The 17,859-nt window shown below is 73.8% G+C and carries 22 protein-coding genes and 1 pseudogene; 13 read left to right on the top strand and 10 right to left on the bottom strand.

Going from position 1 to position 17,859, the window contains the following annotated elements; genetic code table 11:
- The 3 genes from ACOJTC_RS14890 to ACOJTC_RS14900 form a co-directional block, all read right to left on the bottom strand.
- A partial coding sequence (locus tag ACOJTC_RS14890) for a glycogen debranching N-terminal domain-containing protein (RefSeq protein ID WP_420117319.1) occupies window positions 1-265 on the bottom strand: 265 nt, incomplete at its 3' end.
- Complete coding sequence (locus tag ACOJTC_RS14895; protein WP_420117320.1) at window positions 265-642, bottom strand: SCP2 sterol-binding domain-containing protein; 378 nt, start codon at window positions 640-642, stop codon at window positions 265-267. The genes ACOJTC_RS14895 and ACOJTC_RS14890, both read right to left, overlap by 1 nt.
- 74 nt (window positions 643-716) lie before the next feature.
- Window positions 717-1,091 carry a DsrE family protein gene (locus tag ACOJTC_RS14900; protein WP_145921867.1) on the bottom strand — a complete coding sequence of 125 codons (375 nt, stop codon included), beginning with the start codon at window positions 1,089-1,091 and terminating at the stop codon, window positions 717-719.
- A gap of 12 nt (window positions 1,092-1,103) precedes the next feature.
- On the opposite strand from ACOJTC_RS14900, the gene mtfM reads away from it, so the two are divergent.
- On the top strand, window positions 1,104-1,208 hold the full coding sequence (gene mtfM / locus ACOJTC_RS14905) for a small membrane protein MtfM (protein ID WP_067315095.1): 105 nt from the start codon (window positions 1,104-1,106) through the stop codon (window positions 1,206-1,208).
- Window positions 1,205-1,795: an FABP family protein gene (locus ACOJTC_RS14910; protein ID WP_420117321.1), complete on the top strand. Its 591-nt coding sequence runs from the start codon at window positions 1,205-1,207 to the stop codon at window positions 1,793-1,795. The genes mtfM and ACOJTC_RS14910 overlap by 4 nt, the downstream gene beginning before the upstream one ends.
- A 76-nt stretch (window positions 1,796-1,871) precedes the next feature.
- Here the strand turns inward: ACOJTC_RS14910 and ACOJTC_RS14915 are convergent, their stop codons facing one another.
- A complete protein-coding gene (locus ACOJTC_RS14915; protein ID WP_420117322.1) occupies window positions 1,872-2,714 on the bottom strand; it encodes an aminotransferase class IV in 843 nt (280 codons plus the stop codon).
- Between the two features lie 91 nt (window positions 2,715-2,805).
- Here ACOJTC_RS14915 and ACOJTC_RS14920 point away from each other — a divergent pair, with 91 nt between their 5' ends.
- The 4 genes from ACOJTC_RS14920 (at window position 2,806) to ACOJTC_RS14935 (ending at window position 6,391) form a co-directional block, all read left to right on the top strand.
- Window positions 2,806-3,210, top strand: coding sequence for a Fur family transcriptional regulator (locus tag ACOJTC_RS14920; protein WP_204925011.1), 405 nt, complete (start codon window positions 2,806-2,808; stop codon window positions 3,208-3,210).
- On the top strand, window positions 3,207-4,319 hold the full coding sequence (locus ACOJTC_RS14925; protein WP_420117323.1) for a YgfZ/GcvT domain-containing protein: 1,113 nt from the start codon (window positions 3,207-3,209) through the stop codon (window positions 4,317-4,319). The genes ACOJTC_RS14920 and ACOJTC_RS14925 overlap by 4 nt, the downstream gene beginning before the upstream one ends.
- Window positions 4,320-4,461: 142 nt before the next feature.
- Window positions 4,462-5,289: a 3-keto-5-aminohexanoate cleavage protein gene (locus ACOJTC_RS14930; RefSeq protein WP_377682048.1), complete on the top strand. Its 828-nt coding sequence runs from the start codon at window positions 4,462-4,464 to the stop codon at window positions 5,287-5,289.
- Between the two features lie 142 nt (window positions 5,290-5,431).
- Window positions 5,432-6,391, top strand: coding sequence for an asparaginase (locus ACOJTC_RS14935; RefSeq protein WP_420117324.1), 960 nt, complete (start codon window positions 5,432-5,434; stop codon window positions 6,389-6,391).
- A 21-nt stretch (window positions 6,392-6,412) separates the two neighbouring features.
- Here ACOJTC_RS14935 and ACOJTC_RS14940 read toward each other — a convergent pair whose 3' ends face one another.
- Entirely contained in the window at window positions 6,413-7,213 is an 801-nt protein-coding gene (locus ACOJTC_RS14940) for an alpha/beta fold hydrolase (RefSeq protein ID WP_420117325.1), read from the bottom strand.
- A 112-nt stretch (window positions 7,214-7,325) separates the two neighbouring features.
- Here ACOJTC_RS14940 and ACOJTC_RS14945 point away from each other — a divergent pair.
- The 4 genes and pseudogenes from ACOJTC_RS14945 to ACOJTC_RS14960 form a co-directional block, all read left to right on the top strand.
- Window positions 7,326-8,051: pseudogene (locus ACOJTC_RS14945) on the top strand (helix-turn-helix domain-containing protein); the annotation flags it as partial.
- A 182-nt stretch (window positions 8,052-8,233) separates the two neighbouring features.
- Complete coding sequence (locus ACOJTC_RS14950) at window positions 8,234-9,037, top strand: hypothetical protein (protein WP_420117326.1); 804 nt, start codon at window positions 8,234-8,236, stop codon at window positions 9,035-9,037.
- A gap of 70 nt (window positions 9,038-9,107) precedes the next feature.
- Complete coding sequence (locus tag ACOJTC_RS14955; protein WP_088643267.1) at window positions 9,108-9,422, top strand: DUF2516 family protein; 315 nt, start codon at window positions 9,108-9,110, stop codon at window positions 9,420-9,422.
- Window positions 9,419-10,306 (top strand): alpha/beta fold hydrolase, encoded by an 888-nt coding sequence (locus tag ACOJTC_RS14960; protein WP_420117327.1) that lies wholly within the window; start codon window positions 9,419-9,421, stop codon window positions 10,304-10,306. Before ACOJTC_RS14955 ends, ACOJTC_RS14960 begins: the two co-directional genes overlap by 4 nt.
- Here the strand turns inward: ACOJTC_RS14960 and ACOJTC_RS14965 are convergent.
- Entirely contained in the window at window positions 10,296-10,988 is a 693-nt protein-coding gene (locus ACOJTC_RS14965; RefSeq protein ID WP_357926123.1) for a DNA polymerase beta superfamily protein, read from the bottom strand. The genes ACOJTC_RS14960 and ACOJTC_RS14965 overlap by 11 nt on opposite strands.
- A gap of 55 nt (window positions 10,989-11,043) precedes the next feature.
- Here ACOJTC_RS14965 and ACOJTC_RS14970 point away from each other — a divergent pair, with 55 nt between their 5' ends.
- Complete coding sequence (locus ACOJTC_RS14970; RefSeq protein ID WP_420117332.1) at window positions 11,044-11,982, top strand: SDR family oxidoreductase; 939 nt, start codon at window positions 11,044-11,046, stop codon at window positions 11,980-11,982.
- Here ACOJTC_RS14970 and ACOJTC_RS14975 read toward each other — a convergent pair.
- Window positions 11,973-12,968, bottom strand: a complete 996-nt coding sequence (locus ACOJTC_RS14975) for a helix-turn-helix transcriptional regulator (RefSeq protein WP_420117328.1) — start codon at window positions 12,966-12,968, stop codon at window positions 11,973-11,975. The genes ACOJTC_RS14970 and ACOJTC_RS14975 overlap by 10 nt on opposite strands.
- An 84-nt stretch (window positions 12,969-13,052) precedes the next feature.
- Here ACOJTC_RS14975 and ACOJTC_RS14980 point away from each other — a divergent pair, with 84 nt between their 5' ends.
- Both ACOJTC_RS14980 and ACOJTC_RS14985 read left to right on the top strand, forming a co-directional pair.
- The gene (locus ACOJTC_RS14980) at window positions 13,053-13,847 is read left to right on the top strand and encodes an EI24 domain-containing protein (RefSeq protein ID WP_204924750.1); all 795 of its coding nucleotides are present in this window, start codon (window positions 13,053-13,055) and stop codon (window positions 13,845-13,847) included.
- A gap of 1 nt (window position 13,848) precedes the next feature.
- Window positions 13,849-14,364: an O-acetyl-ADP-ribose deacetylase gene (locus ACOJTC_RS14985; RefSeq protein ID WP_420117329.1), complete on the top strand. Its 516-nt coding sequence runs from the start codon at window positions 13,849-13,851 to the stop codon at window positions 14,362-14,364.
- A 48-nt stretch (window positions 14,365-14,412) separates the two neighbouring features.
- On the opposite strand, the gene ACOJTC_RS14990 is transcribed toward ACOJTC_RS14985, so the two are convergent.
- From ACOJTC_RS14990 to ACOJTC_RS15000, 3 genes are all read right to left on the bottom strand, one after another.
- Complete coding sequence (locus ACOJTC_RS14990) at window positions 14,413-15,309, bottom strand: GNAT family N-acetyltransferase (RefSeq protein ID WP_204924752.1); 897 nt, start codon at window positions 15,307-15,309, stop codon at window positions 14,413-14,415.
- Window positions 15,310-15,945: 636 nt separating this feature from the next.
- Window positions 15,946-16,953, bottom strand: a complete 1,008-nt coding sequence (locus tag ACOJTC_RS14995; RefSeq protein WP_420117330.1) for a LacI family DNA-binding transcriptional regulator — start codon at window positions 16,951-16,953, stop codon at window positions 15,946-15,948.
- A 19-nt stretch (window positions 16,954-16,972) separates the two neighbouring features.
- Window positions 16,973-17,859 (bottom strand): glycoside hydrolase family 1 protein (locus tag ACOJTC_RS15000; RefSeq protein ID WP_420117331.1); only part of this gene is annotated, 887 nt, incomplete at its 5' end.

A 17,859-nucleotide genomic window follows, 5' to 3' on the forward strand; every position in this document is an offset into this window, starting at 1 on the left:
ACCGGGTACGGATCATCGACACCTTGGCGTCGAGGTAGTGCGTCGGTTCGCCAGGGACGAGGAAGAACCGGGTCTGGTAGGAGTGCGCGTCGTCGACCGAGAGGGCGTGCAGCCGCTCGCCGTCGAGGGTGAGCAGCCAGGTGGACAGGAACCGGGTGTCGAACGAGAACAGCCCGGTCGGGAAGTCGAACGACGGTTCGACGTCGCCGCGCCCGTCGCAGACCAGGAAGGTGTTGCCGTCGAGGATGCTGACCCGCTGCTGCATCACGCCCGCCCGGTCTGCTCACGGGCGGTCTCCCGGGGGTCGCGCACCCCGGGCGGGGTGGGGAAGAACTGCCGGAACACCAGGAACAGCATCACGTTGCCGCTGAACGTCGACTCGTTGCGCAGCACCGCCGCGACGCCCTGGGCGCACCCGGTGACCAGCCGTTCGAAGAGGTCGGCGCTACTGCTCCAGACGGCGTCCGCCGGGCCGCTGCCCCGTTCCACCACCGCCCGGCCGGGGCTGATCCGCACCAGCCAGTGGTCGGTGTGGTCGTCGTCGACCAGGTCGATCTGGAGCGTTCCGGTGACCGGGGCACGCAGCACCGCAGGGGCACGCGCCGGCAGTGCCGCGAAGAACTCGTCCGTCGCCCGACTCACCTACGCATGGTAGGCAAAATGCGTACATACAGGTGCAACATCGGCACCGCCCGGTGGGGGCCGGTGCGGCCGGGTCAGTAGACCAGCGCCTGCGCGCCCTCGGCCATCGCCTCCTCGACGAAGACCGCCGCGCCGGCGATCCGGACGCCGGGCAGCACGTCGTCCGGGCCGATGTCCCGGCGGGCGGCGCACTGCGTGCAGGCGGTGACCTGGCCGGTGGCGAGGATGACGTCCAGCAGGTCGGTCAGCGGCGCCGAGTGCGGCAGGGTGAACTGCCCGGCCCGACCGGGCACGGCGAACCAGGTGGACTCACCGGTCAGCCAGAGCGACACGGTCACCCCGGCGGCGGCGGCCGTGGCGGCCACCGTGAACGCCTGCGCGCACCGCTCCGGGGCGTCCGCTCCGGCGGTGGCCTTGACGACGAGAGTGCGGCCCATGGGGCCCAGCATAGGATGACCATGATGGTTACCGAGATCGGGTTCGTCAGCCTGCTGGTCGCCGGCCTGGGCGCGCTCGCCGGTGGCCTGGTCTACCTGGCCGTACGCCTGTCGAGAGGTAAGTGGTGAGCGACGAGAACCCCCTTCAGCCGCCGTGGTTGAACGCGCCGCCGGTCGAGGAGTACCCGTACCAGGAGAGCCACGACCTGCGGGTCGGTCCGAAGCTGCATCCGGCGCTGGACGGGCTGCTGCCGTACGTCGGGGTGTGGCGGGGGCGGGGGCGGGGTGGTTTCCCCACCATCGAGGACTTCGACTACGCCCAGGAGATCCGGATCAGCCACGACGGCCGGCCGTTCCTGTTCTACGAGTCCCGGGCCTGGCTGCTCGACGAGGAGAGTCGTCCGGTCCGGCCGGCCGGGCGTGAGGTGGGCTGGTGGCGTCCGGTGCTGGACGGCGAGCGGGCCACCGACGAGCTGGAGGCGTTGATGACCTCGCCGACCGGGATCATGGAGCTGCACATCGGCCGGCGCACCGGTACGCAGATCGAGTTCGCCACCGACGCGGTGGTGCGTACGGCCACCGCCAAGGAGGTGACGGCGGGCGCCCGGCTCTTCGGCATCGTGGAGGGGGCGCTGCTCTACGCCCAGGAGATGGCGGGCATGGGCCACAGCCTCTCCCCGCACCTGTCCGCCCGGCTGATCCGGGTGGCCGGCTGACGTTGATCGACTCAGGCGAGCCGATGTTGCGGCGTCCGCGAGCGGAGATACCGCAACATCGGCCCCGTCGTGTCGATCACGCGAAGCCCAGCAGCCCCCGGAAGCGGGGGGTGTGCGGGGAGGCCGGGCGGGGCTCGCCGTCGAGGGTCCTGACCTCGACCAGGCCGCGTACCGACGAGGTCAGCCAGATTCCGGCGGCGGCGTGCAGCCCGGCCGGGGTGACCATCCGCTCGGCGGGCGTCAGGCCCAACCCGGTCACGTGGTCGAGCAGCCAGCCGCAGGTGGTGCCGGGCAGGATGCCGGTGCGGTCGGCCGGGACCGTGCACAGGGTGTCGCCGTCCAGCCAGACGACGTTCGCGCCCGGAGCCTCCAGCACGTAGCCGTCGGTCGAGACCCAGAGCACGTCGTCCACGCCGGTCCGGGCGGCCCAGCGGCGCGCGGCGCTGTTGGTGGCGTACGAGATGGACTTGATGCCCGTCGGCAGCCAGGACAGTTCGGGGCGGGCCGTGGCCGGCACCCCGAGGGGCAGGGTCGCGACGGTGACCCCGGCGTGGCGCAGCCGCTTCGCGGCGGCCGGCACCTCGGCCAGGGTGGCGTAGACGGTGGGCAGCCCGCCACCCTCCGGCCCCCGGCTGCAGACCAGTCGCAACGCGCCCTCGACCCCGTCGGGCCAGCCGTCGACGAGGGTGTCCAGCAGCTCCACCAGTGCCGCGTCGGGCGGCAGCGGGAGTTCCAGGGCGGCGGCTCCGACGCGCAGCCGGGCCAGGTGGGCGGTCAGCAGCCAGGGGCGCCCGCCGCGCAGGTGCATGGTCTCGAACAGTCCGTCGCCGCGCAGCGCACCCAGGTCGTCCCCGCGCAGCACCGGCCTCGTCGCGGGGACGACGCCCCGGCCGAGTACGGCGATCCTCGATGCCACCACGACCGCCGAGCCTAGCGGCGGCACGACGTGGCCGGGCGCGGGCCGGCGGCCGAACTATGATCGGACGGTGTCCGAATCCTCGCTGGCGGAAATGCTCCGCTCCCGCGGGTTGCGGCTGACGGCGCAGCGGCAACTGGTCCTCCAAGCCGTGCTCGACCTGGGTCACGCCACACCTGAGCAGGTGCACACCGCGGTCCGTGAGGTGGCCGCCGGGGTCAACATCACCACCATCTACCGGACGCTGGAGCTGCTGGAACGGCTCGGCCTGGTGACCCACACCCACCTGTCGCACGGTTCGCCGACCTACCACGCGGCGGGTGAGCACCAGCACATCCACCTGGTCTGCCGCGAGTGCGGCGCGGTCGACGAGATCGACCCGGAGCTGATGCGTCCGCTGGCCGACCAGCTCGCCACCGGGCGTGGCTTCCGGGTGGACATCGGGCACGTGGCGCTCTTCGGCGTCTGCCACAACTGCGAGGACGGGGAACCGACATGATCGACATCGGGGGAGCGGTCGCCGTCGAGGCGATCGACGAGGCCAGCCGGGACCAGCCGGACGCCGAGCACCGGGCGGCCGGGGTGCGGGGCGTCGCCGCGCACTACGGCGACCCGCTGCGCGAGCAGCGCACCCTGGCCACCGGGGTCGGTCTGGTGGACCGCTCGCACCGGGGGGTCGTCGCCGTCTCCGGCCCGGAGCGGATCGGTTGGCTGCACACCCTGACCAGCCAGCACCTCGCCGCGCTCGGCCCGGGGCAGGGCACCGAACTGCTGGTGCTCAGCCCGCACGGGCACGTCGAGCAGCACGCCATGGTCACCGAGGACGGCACGACCACCTGGCTGGACACCGAACCGGGAATGACCGCCGGCCTGCTGACGTACCTGGAGAAGATGCGGTTCTTCAGCCAGGTCGAGCCGCGCGACGCCACCGCCGACCACGCGCTGTTGTCGCTGGTCGGGCCGCAGGCCACCGACGCCGTCGCCACGTTGGGCGTGACCGGGCTGGCCGCACCCGAGGTGCTCGCGGTGCCGGGCCCGAAGTTCCGCTCCGGCGAGCTGCCCCCCCGCCCCACCGTCCGCTACGACGTGCAGCCGCTGACCGGCGGCGGGTGGGCCCGACGGGTCCCGCTCGGGGTTGACCTGCTGGTGCCCCGGCCGGCCCTGGACGGGGTCGTCGCCGAGCTGCGTGCCGCCGGGGTGCCGGCGGCCGGGCTGTGGGCGTACGAGGCGGTGCGGGTGGCCGCCCGACAGCCCCGGGTCGGGGTGGACACCGACCACCGGACCATCCCCGCCGAGGTGGGTCTGATCGCCCCGGCGGTGCACCTGGACAAGGGCTGCTACCGGGGTCAGGAGACGGTCGCCCGGGTGCACAACCTGGGTCGGCCGCCGCGTCGGCTCGTCCTGCTGCACCTGGACGGGGTGACCACCGACCAGCTTCCGGCGGCGGGCACCCCGGTCACCCTGGACGGCCGGACGGTCGGCTTCGTCGGCACCGCCGTGCACCACTTCGAGCTGGGTCAGGTCGCGCTGGCGGTGGTCAAGCGCAACCTCGCCGACGACGCCCGGCTGGCGGTGGGCGACACCGCCGCCGCCGTCGACCCGGAGTAGCCGACCCGACGGCAAGGATGCCCACCTACTGCCGCAGGGACGGGAATTCCTTCGCGTAACTCCCTGAGAGTGTGCGGTTCTTCCTGTCCCGACCCGGCTGCGGCATCGACCTGGGGCGGCCTGGGCGGTTACCATCGCCGGCATGACGACAGGGACGTTGATCACGGTTGCCCCGACCGGCGCGGAGTCGGCCAAGGCGGAGGTGCCGGCGCTGCCGGTGACCCTCGACGAGTTGCTGCTCACCGCCAAGGAGTGCGAGGCGCTCGGCGCTTCCGTGATCCACGTCCACATCCGGGACGACGAGGCGCGTCCCACCCTCGACCAGGGGCGGCTGCGGGAGACGGTGGCGGCGCTGCGCGAGGGAACCGACCTGATCGTGCAGCTCTCCTCCGGTGGCGCGGTGACCGACCCGGAGGCCGACCGGCTGGCCGTGCTGGACGCCGCCCCGGACATGGCCTCCTGCACCATGGGCACTGTCAACTTCGGCGACGACGTCTTCCTCAACCGGTGGGAGTTCATCGTCGACCTGCACACCCGGATGCAGGAACGCGGCATCCTCCCCGAGTACGAGATCTTCGACCTCGGTCACCTCGCCGCCCTGTCCCGCCTGCTCGACCGGTACGGCCTGCCGCACGGCGGGCACGTGCACGTCGACTTCGTGATGGGGGTGCCGGGCGGGATGCCGGGCACCACGGCCACCCTGGTCGCCGCCCAGCAGATGCTGCGTGACCTGCCGGCGGGCACCACCTTCTCGGCCACCGGCATCGGCCGCAGCACCATCCCGGTGATGCTGGCCTCGCTGTCCACCGGCGGTCACCTCCGGGTCGGCATGGAGGACACCGTGACGTACGCCAAGGGCCGCCCGGTGGAGTCCAACATGCAGCTCGTCGCCCGCGCGGTCGGCTTCGCGCAGCTCGCCCAGCGCCCGCCGCTGACCACCACCGAGGCCCGTCGGCTGCTCGGCCGGTAGCCCGTCGGCCCGCGCGTCGGCCCGCCGTGGGGCGGTCTGGCGTCGGTAAGCCGCGCCCGGCCCGGCGCTCCGTACCCTCGTGGCTGGCGTCGCAGGTCACCCGGGTGCCGGGCGCGTCGGCCCGCGTCGGTACCTTCCCAGGGTGACCAAGACGTACGAGGGTGGCGGGCCGCTCGCCGAGGTGGTCCGGTCGGGGTTCGTGGAGGGCGTGCACCGGGGCTCGGTGGTGGTGCTCGACGCCGCCGGCGCACCGGTTGCCGGTGCCGGGGACGGCACCTCGCCGATCTTCCCCCGGTCGGCCAGCAAGCCGTTGCAGACGCTCGGCATGCTCCGGGCCGGGCTGGCGGCGACCGACCCGGCCGACGTCGCGCTCGTCTCGGCGAGCCACGCCGGTGAGGAGTTCCACCTGGCCCGGGTGGCGGCGCTGCTGCGCTCCGCCGGCCTCGCCCCGGACGCCCTGCACTGCCCGCCCGACCTGCCGTTCGGCGAGGCCGCCCGGGAGGCCGTGCTCCGGGAGGGAGGTGGCCCGAGCCGGCTGGCGATGAACTGCTCCGGCAAGCACGCCGGGATGCTGCTGACCTGCCTGGCCGCCGACTGGCCGCTGGACGGGTACTGGCGGCCGGAGCACCCGTTGCAGCGGCGGCTGACCGCCACCATCGAGGAGTTCACCGGTGAGCGGGCGGCGGCGGTCGGGGTGGACGGCTGCGGTGCGCCGGTGCTGGCGGTCTCGCTGACCGGGCTGGCGCGGGCGTTCCTACGGTTGGTGACCGCCGAGCCGGGCTCCCCGGAGCGCACCGTCGCGGACGCGATGCGGGCGTACCCGGAACTGGTCGGCGGTACCGGGGCGGACGACACCCGGCTGATGCGGGGCGTACCGGGGATGCTGGCGAAGATCGGCGCGGAGGGCGTGATCGCCGCCGCGCTGCCCGGCGTCGGGGCGGTCGCCCTCAAGATCGACGACGGGGCCACCCGGGCCCGGATGCCGGTGCTGGTCTCCGGGCTGCGCCGGCTCGGCGTGCAGGCCCCCGTCCTGACCGAGTACGCCGAACTGCCCCTGCTGGGTGGTGGTCTCCCCGTCGGCGCGGTCCGTCCCGTCTGGTGACCCGCCCCCTCGTCCCCGCCCTCAGGAGAGGAAGGCGCGCAGAGCGTCGGCCACCGGGGCCGGGCGTTCCAGCGGGACCAGATGGGCGGCGTCGGGGACGTCAGGGAGGCGGCGGGCGTCCGGAGCCTCGGCGGCGATCCGGTCAGCCAGCCGGATGATGTCCGGAATGTCGACGGCACCGGCGGTGACCAGCACCGGCATGCTCAGCTCGCCGAGCCGGTCGATGGCGGGCGGGTCGAGTTCGACGACGTCCACCGCGCTCAGCGCCTGCTCGGCGGCGAGGGCCCGCCGGTCGGACTCCTCGGCGAAGGCGATGAGCGCCGGGTCCAGATCCTCGGGCCGCCGGTACGGCCCGACCACCCAGAACCGCACCTCACCGGCCGCGCTCGCCGCGAGATCCTCCTCGTCGACCTCACCGACGAGGGTGTTCCACAACTCCTCGGTCTGCTCCGACCACTCGTGCCCGGAAACGGCGGTGCCGAACAGTGCCAGCGCCGACACCCGCTGCGGGTACGCCAGCGCGGTGTCGATCGCCACCGCCCCGCCGAACGAGCAGCCGACCAGGGCGGCCTGTGCGATGCCGAGCGCGTCCAGCACCGCCCGGACGTCGTCGTGGTGGGCGAAGGACTCCGGCGGCAGCGCCGACTCCCCGTAGCCGCGCAGGTCCAGGCAGATCACCCGGTGCCGGTCGGCGAGGGCGTCCCGGACGCCGTGCCACATCCGCCGGTCGGCGATCCCCGCGTGCAGCAGGAGCACCGGGCTGCCGTCGCCCGTCTCGTCGTACCCCAGGGTGGTGCCGTTGACGGCGATATTCGTGGTCACGCCGTGCAAGGTACGGACCGGGCATCAGGCGTCGCAACGCGGTTTTGTTACCTCGCTAACTCTGGCAAGCGTTTTGCTTGCTGGAGCTAGCGGTGCGGACTACGGTTGGGGCATGGCCGCACCCAAGGATCTACCCGACGTCGGCGGATTCATCCGTGACCTGCGGCGGAACGCCAAGATCTCACTCCGCCAACTCGCCGAGCAGGCGGGGGTGAGCAACCCCTACCTCAGCCAGATCGAGCGGGGCCTGCGCAAGCCCAGCGCCGAGGTGCTCCAGCAGCTCGCCAGCGCGCTGCGGGTCTCCACCCCGGCGATGTACCTGCGGGCCGGGCTGCTCGACGACAAGGAGGGTCAGGGGGTGCTCGCCGCCATCGCGGTCGACCCCGACCTCACGATGGCCCAGAAGCAGTCCCTCAGCCAGATCTACGAGACCTTCCGCCGGGAGAACACCCGCCTGGCCGAGGCCGAAGCCGCCGCCAACCCGTCCGCCGAGGACGAGCCGGTGGCCCCGGCCGGGCCCACCGGTGCACCCGCCGGACCGGCCACCGCCACCGCACCGGATCCGTCCGCTGCGGGCCGGACCGAGACCGCCGTCACCGACGAGACCGCCGTCACCGACGAGGCTGCCGTCACGGATCAGCCGCTCGTCACCGACGGGGCGACCGTCACGGATCAGCCGGTCGTCACCGACCGGACCGCCGCCGCGGCGGCCCGGCCGGGCACGCCGGCCCCGACGGGCGGCCCGTCCGCGCCGGCCGTGCCGACCGGGGCGGCAGCCGGGATCACCCCGGCGGCCACCGGCCCGGTCACCCCGGAGGGCACCCCGACCGAGGCCGTCCTGGAATCGGTCGCCCGCACCGAGGCGGGCACCGCCCCCGCCCCGACCGGAGCGGGCAGCGCCGGGACGGCACCGCACTCCCCGGACACCGCGCCCACCACCGGCACCCGCGCCGACCGGGCGGATGCCGCATCCACGACCAGCACCAGCAGGGCCGCCGGAGCGGCCGAGGAGGAGTTGTCATGACCCAGCCGAAGACCAACCGCATCCCTGCCCCGCTCTACGCCGCCGCCGGCGCCGGAGAGCTGGCCTACCAGCAGCTGCGCAAGCTGCCCACCGTGGCGACCGAGCTGGGCAACCGGGTCGTCGCCGACGGCACCAAGGTCGTCGCCGAGCTGGGCGGCCGGGCCGTCGTCACCGGGGTCGAGCTGCGGCAGAAGGCCACCGAGACCTTCCGTACCGCCAACCTGACCGCCACCGGCCTGCGTGAGCGGGTCGCCCCGACCGAACTGAACCTGGACAAGCTCCGCGCCGAGCTGGACCTGGACAAGCTGCGGGCCGAGCTGGACCTGGACCGGCTGCGCGGTGCCGCCACCCGCAACGCGGCCGTCGTGGTCGCCGGGGCGCAGGCCGCCCAGGAGCGTGCGCTGGCCGCGTACGGTGCGTTGATCGCCCGGGGCGAGCGGGTGGTCGGTGCCGGGGTGCTGGAGGCCGCCGACACCGTCAACGCCGACATCGAGGCGACCGACGCCACCGTGCGCACCGGGACCACGGCGGACACCACGACCGGCCCGGCGGACACCGTGACCACCAGCCCTTCGGACACCGCGACCACCAGCCCTTCGGGCGGGGCCGCCGCCGACCACACGCCGACCCCGGCGGACGTGGCCGAGGTCGTCGAGGCGAAGCCGGCCGCCGCCAAGGCCACCCGGACCCGGGTCAGCAAGGCCGCCAAGGCCACCAAGCCGGCGGCGACCGGGTCGAGCGCGACCGGTACGCCGGCGAAGCCGAAGACCACGAAGCGGACCCGCCCGACCGCCGAGTGACCGTTGCCGACACCGGCCCCGGGGGCGTCCTGACGGACGTTTCCGGGGCCGTCGGCATATGCTGGCCGACATGGCCATCGCCGCGCCGATCTTCGTGTTCCACCTCGTCTACGTGATCGACCTGGTCCTGCTCGTGTTCGCACTGGCGGTGCAGGGCATCTCGCTGGTGCACGCGTTCACCCAGCGTTCGGACGCCTTCCCGGCGATCGGGACCCTCCCCAAGGGCGGATGGATCGCCATCCTGGCCGTCTGCATGCTGCTCACCCTGCTCGGTTTCGGCGCGCTGAGCATCTTCGGGCTGATCGGCATCGCGGCCGGTCTGATCTACCTGCTCGACGTCCGGGTGGGGCTGCGTGACCTGCACGACGGCAAAGGGTTCTGGTGAGAGGTTTCCGCTGGCCGCCACCACCGGACGGCGGGCCCCGCACCTGGGGCCCGGGGCCCGGGGCGCCGCGTACCGGGCGACCCGCCCTGCCGGAGCCGGAGACCGAGCTGGTCGCCACCCCGCACGACGTGCACCTGGAACGGCTGGTCACCGGCATCGGTGACCCGGTCACCGTGTTCGCGCACGGGTTCGGCAACGGCATCGCCACCACCCGACCGTTCGGCAGCGCGGTGGCCGGTCGCCGGGTCTTCTTCCAGTTCCGGGGGCACGGCCGCTCCGACGCGCCGCCCGGCCCGTGGAGCTACCTCGACCTGGCCCGCGACCTGCGGGCGATGGCGGATCTCAGCGGCGCCACCCGGGCGTTCGGGGCGAGCCTCGGCGCGGGCGCGCTGTGCCGGCTGCTCGCCGAGAGCCCGGACCGGTTCGAGAAGCTGGTCTTCCTGCTCCCCGCCGTCCTCGACCGGCCGCGTGGCCCGATCGCCCAGCAGCGGCTCGCCGACCTGCTGGCGGCGGTGTCCGGCGGCGACGCCTCGGCCGTGGCGGACGCGGTCGCCCTGGAGTTGCCGCCGTCGGTCCGCAACACCCCGGCCGGTTGGGCCTACCTGCGCCAACGCCTCGACCAGTTGCTCCGGGACGGGCTCGCCGCCGGCCTGGCGGACCTGCCGGAGCAGTCCCCGCTGGCCGACCTCGCCGCCCTGGCCGGGGTGACCGCCCCGGCCCTGGTGATCGGCTGCGTCGGCGACGACCTGCACCCGACCCACATCGCCGCCGAGCTGGCCGAGGCGTTGCCGCAGGCGACCCTACACGTCTACGACCGCCCCGGCTTCGCCTGGACCGACCGCGCCGACCTGCGGGACCGGATCTCCACCTTCCTCAACGACTAGCGTCCGCGTCCGCCGTCGGCAGGTGGGCGGCGCGCACGGCACGCAGCCAGCGTTCCACGGTGGCCTCGTCGGGCCGGTCGGGCAGCGGGGTGCGGAGCCGGTCGAAGTCCCGCTCCGCCTCGGCGACCAGGGCTTCCGCCTCGGTGAGCGCGCCGCCCGCGACCCGCTCACCGAACGCCCGGAACCACTGCGGGTCCGCCAGCCGGATCTCCAGCACGCCGGTGGCGTAGAGGGTGCGCCCCTGGTGCAGCAGCCGGGCCAGGTGCCGGGCGTGCTTGGCGCAGCGGCGTCGACCGCCCACCGTCGCGTCGCGGGTGGTCAGCTTGCGGAACTGCTGACTCGCGTACCCGAGGTAGGCGTCGCGGACGCGCGGCGCGCTGAGGAACGCCGACCGGATGGCGATCAGGCGGTCACCGAGTTCGGTGCGGGTCTCGTAGCAGTCGTCGGGGAGCCAGATCAGCTCGGTGGCCGTCGGGTTGCCGCTCAACGCCAGCCGGGCGTACTTGCCGGCCTCGTGCAGGGTGACGTCCGGGTCGGTGGTGACCACCGACTCCCGGGGCGGCCGCAGGCCGTGGAAGGCGACCGTCGGGGCGGCGAAGACGCCGATCCGGTCGACGTCCGAGCCGGGGCCGGCCAGCCCGTAGGCGACCGAGCCGACGATCCCGGAGAGCAGCAGGTGCATGCCGGGAGCATGCCGGATCGAACCGTCACGCGAAACCGGACTTCGGTTGTCAGGTATCACTGCCACCCTCGACGGTAGGACGACGACACCGTGGGAGGGAACGGTCGCGCTGGTGGCCGGCGCGACCCGGGGCGCGGGCCGGCAGATCGCGGTCCAGCTCGGCGCGGCCGGAGCGACGGTCTACGCCACCGGCCGCACCAGCCGGGCCGGCCGCTCCGAGCTGGACCGTCCCGAGACCATCGAAGAGACCGCCGAGCTGGTCACCGCCGCCGGGGGCACCGGCATCGCGGTCCGGGTCGACCACCTGGTGCCCGAGCAGGTACGCGACCTGGTGGCCCGGATCGACGCCGAACAGGGCCGGCTCGACGTGCTGGTCAACGACGTGTGGGGGGCCGACCCGCTGATCACCTGGGAGAAGCCGGTCTGGGAGCAGCCGCTGGAGGCCGGGTTCCGTACCCTGCGGCTGGCCGTGGACACCCACATCGTCACCAGCCACTTCGCGCTGCCGCTGCTGATCCGCCGCCCCGGCGGGCTGGTCGTCGAGATCGGCGACGGCACCCGGGCGTACAACGACACGCACTACCGGCTGTCGGTCTTCTACGACCTGGCGAAGGTGTCGGTGACCCGGCTCGCGTACAGCTGGGGGCACGAGCTGGCGCCGCACGGGTGCACCGCCGTGGCGCTCACCCCCGGCTGGATCCGGTCCGAGGCGATGCTGGAGCACTTCGGGGTGACCGAGGAGACCTGGCGCGACGGCGCGGCGAAGGACCCGCACTTCGTGATCTCGGAGACGCCGGCCTTCGTCGGGCGCGCGGTCGTCGCCCTGGCCGCCGACGCCGAGCGGGCCCGCTGGAACCAGGCGTCCGTCTCGGCCGGCGAACTGGCCCGGGTGTACGGCTTCACCGACCTCGACGGCAGCCGGCCGGACGCCTTCCGCTACCTCAGCGAGGTGGTCGAGGCGGACCGGCCCGCCGACCCCACCGGCTACCGCTGATCCGGGGGGACGGGGGCGACGCCGTAGAGGGCGGCTGAGCGGGCCGCCGCGTCGACCAGGCGGGCCCGCAGCTCCGGTGGGTCGAGCACCTCCGCCTCCGGGCCGAAGGCGAGCAACTGGGCGTACGCCACCTCGACGGACTCGACGGGCAGCCGGGCCACCACCCACCCCTGCCCGTCGGGTGCCCCGGCGGCGGCCAGCGCCTCCTCGTACGCGAAGGGGGTGTCGGCGAGGACACGCAGCTGGCGCAGGCCGACGGGGCTGACCCGCACGGTGACCCGCTCGGCGAGCATGCCCCGCAGGAACGACTCGGCCTGCTCCCGCCAGTAGCCGCCCAGGTCGAAACCGTCGTCGCGGACGAACGTCGCCGGGTCGGGCACGACGTCGACCACCCGGTCCACCCGGTAGGTACGCATCGCGTCACCGACCCGGCCGACAAGATACCAGGTGCCGCTCTTGAGCACCAGCCCGTACGGCTCGACCCGGCGGGTCACCTCCCGTTCGCCGCGCCGGTACCGCAGCACCACCACCCCGTCCCGCCACACCGCGCGGGCCAGCTCGGTCAGCCAGCGGGGCGGGGTGGACTCCCGGAACCAGCCGGGCACGTCCAGGTGGAACCGTTGCCCGGTACGGGCCGGGGCGTCGCGCAGGCTCGGCGGCAACGCGGCGAGCACCTTCAGCTCGGCGGACGCCACCGCGTCGGCCAGCCCCAGGTCACCGGCGGGGCCGGGGAGCCCGGCGAGGAAGAGCGCCTCCGCCTCGTCGCGGGGCAGCCCGGTCAGCCGGGTCCGGTAGCCGCCGAGCAGCCGGTACCCGCCGGCCCGTCCCCGGTCGGCGTAGACCGGCACCCCGGCGGCGGACAGCGCCAGCACGTCCCGGTAGACGGTCCGCTCGGACACCTCCAGCTCCCGGGAGAGTTCGGCGGCGGTCATCGTCTCCCGGGCCTGCAACAGCAACACCAGGGAGATCAACCGGGACGCCCGCACCCCTGCATCCTGCCGGCCCGACCCGGGGCGCGACGCCACCGGGTGTCCGGTGGCGATGGTGTACGGCCGATAGGCTCTGCGGTCGTGAACGGACCCCGTACGATCGCCGCGCCGGTGACCGGCGCCACCCGTCGCTTCTTCGGCGGCGTGGGCCTGCTCCTGCGCGGCCTCGGCCTGTACGTCCGCAGCCCGGGGCTGATGCTGCTGGGCGTGGTGCCGGCGCTGCTGTCCGCCGCGCTCTTCGTCGCCGCGTTCGCCACGCTGATCTACTTCGTGGACGAGCTGGCGGCGTGGGTGACCCCGTTCGCCGACGACTGGTCGGACACCCCGCGCAGCCTGGTGCGGGTGATCGCCGGGTTGGCTTTCCTCGGGCTCGGCGGGCTGCTCACCGTGGTCGGTTTCACCGCGGTCACCCTGGTCATCGGCGACCCGTTCTACGAGAAGATCTCCGAGCGGGTGGAGGACCGCCTCGGTGGTACCCCCGGCGCGGTGGAGGTGCCGTTCGGGGCGTCGTTGCGGCGCAGCATCGTCGACTCGCTCCGGTTGATCGGGCTCTCGGTGCTGTTCGGCATCCCGCTGTTCCTGGCCGGGTTCATCCCGGTGGTCGGGCAGACCGTGGTGCCGGTGGTCGGTGCGGCGGTGGGCGGCTGGCTGCTCGCCGTGGAGTTGGTCGGTGCGCCGTTCTCCCGGCGCGGGCTGCGGCTGCCGGACCGCCGGGCCCGGCTGAAGGCGGACCGGGCCACCTCGCTCGGCTTCGGCGTGGCGGTCTTCCTGTGCTTCCTGATCCCGCTCGGTGCGGTGCTGGTGATGCCGGCCGCCGTCGCCGGGGCCGCGCTGCTCGCCCGCCGGTCGCTGGGCCAGCACATCGAGGAGAGCTGACATGCGGGTGACCCTGGTCGAGGGGGACATCACCGCCCAGCGGGTCGACGTGATCGTCAACGCGGCCAACTCGTCGCTGCTCGGCGGCGGAGGCGTCGACGGGGCGATCCACCGCCGGGGCGGGCCGGCGATCCTGGCGGAGTGCCGGGCGCTGCGCGCCTCCCGGTACGGCCGGGGTCTGCCCACCGGGCAGGCGGTCGCCACCACCGCCGGTGACCTGCCGGCCCGTTGGGTGGTGCACACCGTCGGCCCGGTCCACTCCATCACCGAGGACCGGTCGGCCCTGCTGCGGGACTGCTACGCCAACAGTCTCGCCGTCGCCGACGGGTTGGGTGCGACCACCGTCGCGTTCCCGCTGATCTCCGCCGGCGTCTACGGCTGGCCGATCGACGACGCGGTACGCCAGGCGCTGACCGTGCTGCGCCCTGCGACGCCGGCCCAGGTCACCGAGGCCCGACTGGTGCTCTTCGGCGTCGATACCCACGCGATCGCCACCCGCGTCCTCGCCGAGGGCTGACCGGCGGCCGGGCTTCCCGGTGGTGGGGTGATCCGGCCGGATGTGTCGTCAGGTGAGTTCGCGGAGGCAGGACCAACTGGATGCCGTCTGGCGGTAGCCGAGTCGGGTGTTGATCGCCAGCATCGGGGCGTTGGCCTCGTCGTTGGCGGTGTAGGCAGTCCGTACCCCATTGCCGGCGGCCCGGTGCAGCGCGGCCTGCTTGGTCAGTCGCGCCAGCCCTCGGCCCCGGTACTCCGGCCGGGTCGCGGTGTAGTCGGACCACATCCGGTCGCCGTCCCGCTTGACCAGGCTGAGCGCGACCAGCGCACCGTCGACCTCGGCGACGGTGCTGGCGTCCCGGTCCAGCCCCGGGTTCTCCCAGCACTCCGACCGCCAGTAGGAGTAGCTGGTCGCGTCCACCGGCACGTCGCCCGGCTCGTCCGGAGCGGCGGCGTCGTCGAGGAGATAGACCTGGTACGGGTCGAGCCCGGTGAGCGGGAGCAGACGTACCCCGGCGGGCGGTTCGGGCATCGGTGGTGCCGGGCGGAGGTCGAGCGCCGAGTAGCGCAGTTCCCGGCTCGGGGTGAACCCGTGCCGGCGGGCGTACGGCAGGGAGTCGGTCAGCGCCCAGGTCCGCACCCGGCGGACCCGGAGCGACCTCAGGTGCGCCAGAGCGGCGGTGAGCAGCGCCGTTCCGGCCCCCCGGCCCCGATGCCCCGGATGCACGTGCAGGGTGGAGATGTCCCCGAAGTCCGGCTCGGAGGTCTGAGCGTTCCGGAACGCCGAAACCCAGCCGGTGATCTGCCCGTCCGTCTCGGCGACCCAGGCCGCCCAGTTCTCCTCGGGTGGTGGTTGGGCGATCATCTGCCGGGTCGACGCGATCCCCCGCACCAGGTACGGATGGACGAGCGACCGCAGCGCCACCACCCTCGGCGCGTCGTCTGGTCGGGCGGTACGGATCAGCACCCGCGCCACCCCGCCCCCGGCCGGACTGCGGAGCGCTTTTCCTCGTCGCCGGGAGGCACGGGCGAGGGACGACGCGATACAGCGGTGGCAGGCATGCCCGCGAGCGTAGGCATCCGTCGCAGCCGACTGCTACGGCTTTACGTCGTCCCCTACCGTCGTCGCTCTGTGTAGCGGTTGAGAGGGAATGTGACCGTGGCTACTCCAGGTAATCGCCCGCCCACCCCCATCACTTCTCACTTCCTTCCTTTGCTCTGCTGCCCTCTGCGCGACAGGTGTCTGACCTGGCGCAGGGTGGGCGGACGCCCTGCTGATGCTTATCGTGGACGACTACTCACGGTGCCTGTCGCTTGGATGGCAGCAGAGCAAAGCGTCGAGATGGGATGTGGGTGGGCTGCGGCTATGTCACTCAAAGTGATCATGTCGGGCGATGCTCAAATATGCCGGGCGGCCGGGCGGCCGGGCGGCCGGGTGGCGGGGTGGCCGGGTGGCGGGAAGTGCGGGGAAGTGGGCGAGTAAGGCGCGAGTGGGGGCGGCGGAGGCGTGGGTGTCGGGCCGGGAGCGTCGGGCGGGGAGCAGGGGGCGGGGAAGGGAGCGTCGGGCCGGGAGCGGGGCGGGGGAAGGGAACGGGCGGAGGGGTCAGGCGGACTGCCGGATCACCAGCTCGGTCGGCAGCACCACCGCCCGCTCCACCTCCGCACCGTCGGCCAGGGCCAGCAGCAGCCGGGTCATCTTCCGGCCCAGCTCGACGATCGGCTGGCGCACGGTGGTCAGCGGCGGCTCGGTGTAGGCGGCCGTCTCGATGTCGTCGAAGCCGATCACCGCGACGTCCTCCGGCACCCGCCGCCCCGCCTCGTGCAGCGTCCGCAGGGCGGCGTGCGCCATCAGGTCGGAGGCGGCGAAGACCGCGTCCAGATCGGGGTACGCGGCGAGCAGCCGACGCATCGCGATGGTCCCCGACTCGCGGGTGAAGTCGCCGTACTCGATCATCTGCGGCAGGCCGGCGGCGACCACGGTGTCGCGGTAGCCGGCGAGCCGTTCGATGCCGGCGACCATGTCCTGCGGGCCGGCGATGGTGGCGATCCGGCGACGACCGTTGTCGATCAGGTAGCGGGTCGCCCTGGCGACCCCCCCGATGTGGTCCACGTCGATGTAGGGCACGTCGGCGGCGTCCAGCGGGCGGCCGCTGCACACCACCGGGATGCCCAGCCGGGCGAGCCGGCCGGGCAGCGGGTCCTCCCCGTGCAACGAGGCGAAGAGCACCCCGTCGACGTGCCGGCCGGTGGTGTAGCGGGCGACCCGGTCGTGCCCGGCGGGCGAGCCGGCGAGCATCAGCACGAGCTGCTTGTCGGCGGCCTCCAGTTCCTGGGCCGCGCCCCGGATGAGCCCGGGGAAGACCTGGTCGTCGGAGAAGACCCGGGTGGCCGCCTCCGGCAGCACCAGGGCGACCGAGTCGGTCCGCTGGGTGACCAGGCTGCGGGCGGCCAGGTTCGGCACGTACCCCAGCTCGGCCACCGCCCGGCGGACGGCCTCCTGGATCGGCTCGGCGACCGTGGTGGAGCCGTTCACCACCCGGGAGACCGTCGCCCGGGACACGCCGGCCTGCCGGGCGACCTCCTCCAGGGTGGGTCGCTGTGCCGCCGTCATACCCGCCACCACCACCTCGTCACAGCCCGTTCCGGGAGATCACCTCCTGGTACCACCGGGCGCTCGACTTCGGGGTGCGCCGCTGGTTCAGATAGTCGACGTGGACGATCCCGAACCGCTTCCGATAGCCCTCGGCCCACTCGAAGTTGTCCAGCAACGACCATACGAGATAGCCGCGCAGGTCGACTCCGCGGGAGATGGCCTCGTGCGCGGCCCGCAGGTGCCCGTCCAGGTAGGCGATCCGGTCGGCGTCGTGGATCCGGCCCGCCGCGTCGGCCGCCGGGCTGCTGCCGTCGTCGGGGAACGCGCCACCGTTCTCGGTGATCATCAGCGGGAGCCCCGGGTAGTCGGTGGCGATCCGCACCAGCAGCCGGGTCAGCCCGGCCGGCTCGATCTGCCAGCCCATGTCGGACACCGGCCCGGTGGCGGGCAGGAACTCCACCGCCCCCTCGGTGCCCGGGTAGGCGCTGCTGCCCGCCCCGTCCGGGCGGCCCGCGACGTAGGTCGGCGAGTAGTAGTTGATGCCGAGCAGGTCGAGCGGCGCGGCGATGATCTTCTCGTCGCCGTCCCGGACGAACGTGGGCTCCACCATCCGGGCGACGTGTTCGAGCACGTCGGCCGGGTAGCCGGCGCCGGTCAGCGGGTCCAGGAAGATCCGGTTCTGGAGGCCGTCGACGAGACGTACCGCGGCGGCGTCGGCGGCGCTGCCCGGGTCGGCAGGCGCGACGTCCGCCGGGTTGAGGGTGATCCCGACCGTCCGCGCGCCCGCCGCCCGCAGCGCCCGCGCCGCAAGGCCGTGCCCCAGCAGCAGATGGTGTACGGCCCGGAACGCCGCCCCCGCGTCCTGCTCACCGGGGGCGTGCACCCCGTTGCCGTACCCGAGGTACGCCGAGCACCACGGTTCGT

This window comes from Micromonospora sp., assembly GCF_048594385.1.
GTDB lineage: Bacteria > Actinomycetota > Actinomycetes > Mycobacteriales > Micromonosporaceae > Micromonospora > Micromonospora wenchangensis.

Coding starts and splice junctions, on each gene's coding strand:
- ACOJTC_RS14900 (WP_145921867.1), bottom strand. CDS start 1,091: ATGCTGGGCCCCATGGGCCGCACTCTCGTCGTCAAGGCCACCGCCGGA.
- mtfM (WP_067315095.1), top strand. CDS start 1,104: ATGGTTACCGAGATCGGGTTCGTCAGCCTGCTGGTCGCCGGCCTGGGC.
- ACOJTC_RS14920 (WP_204925011.1), top strand. CDS start 2,806: ATGCTCCGCTCCCGCGGGTTGCGGCTGACGGCGCAGCGGCAACTGGTC.
- ACOJTC_RS14925 (WP_420117323.1), top strand. CDS start 3,207: ATGATCGACATCGGGGGAGCGGTCGCCGTCGAGGCGATCGACGAGGCC.
- ACOJTC_RS14930 (WP_377682048.1), top strand. CDS start 4,462: ATGACGACAGGGACGTTGATCACGGTTGCCCCGACCGGCGCGGAGTCG.
- ACOJTC_RS14950 (WP_420117326.1), top strand. CDS start 8,234: ATGACCCAGCCGAAGACCAACCGCATCCCTGCCCCGCTCTACGCCGCC.
- ACOJTC_RS14955 (WP_088643267.1), top strand. CDS start 9,108: ATGGCCATCGCCGCGCCGATCTTCGTGTTCCACCTCGTCTACGTGATC.
- ACOJTC_RS14965 (WP_357926123.1), bottom strand. CDS start 10,988: ATGCACCTGCTGCTCTCCGGGATCGTCGGCTCGGTCGCCTACGGGCTG.
- ACOJTC_RS14985 (WP_420117329.1), top strand. CDS start 13,849: ATGCGGGTGACCCTGGTCGAGGGGGACATCACCGCCCAGCGGGTCGAC.
- ACOJTC_RS14995 (WP_420117330.1), bottom strand. CDS start 16,953: ATGACGGCGGCACAGCGACCCACCCTGGAGGAGGTCGCCCGGCAGGCC.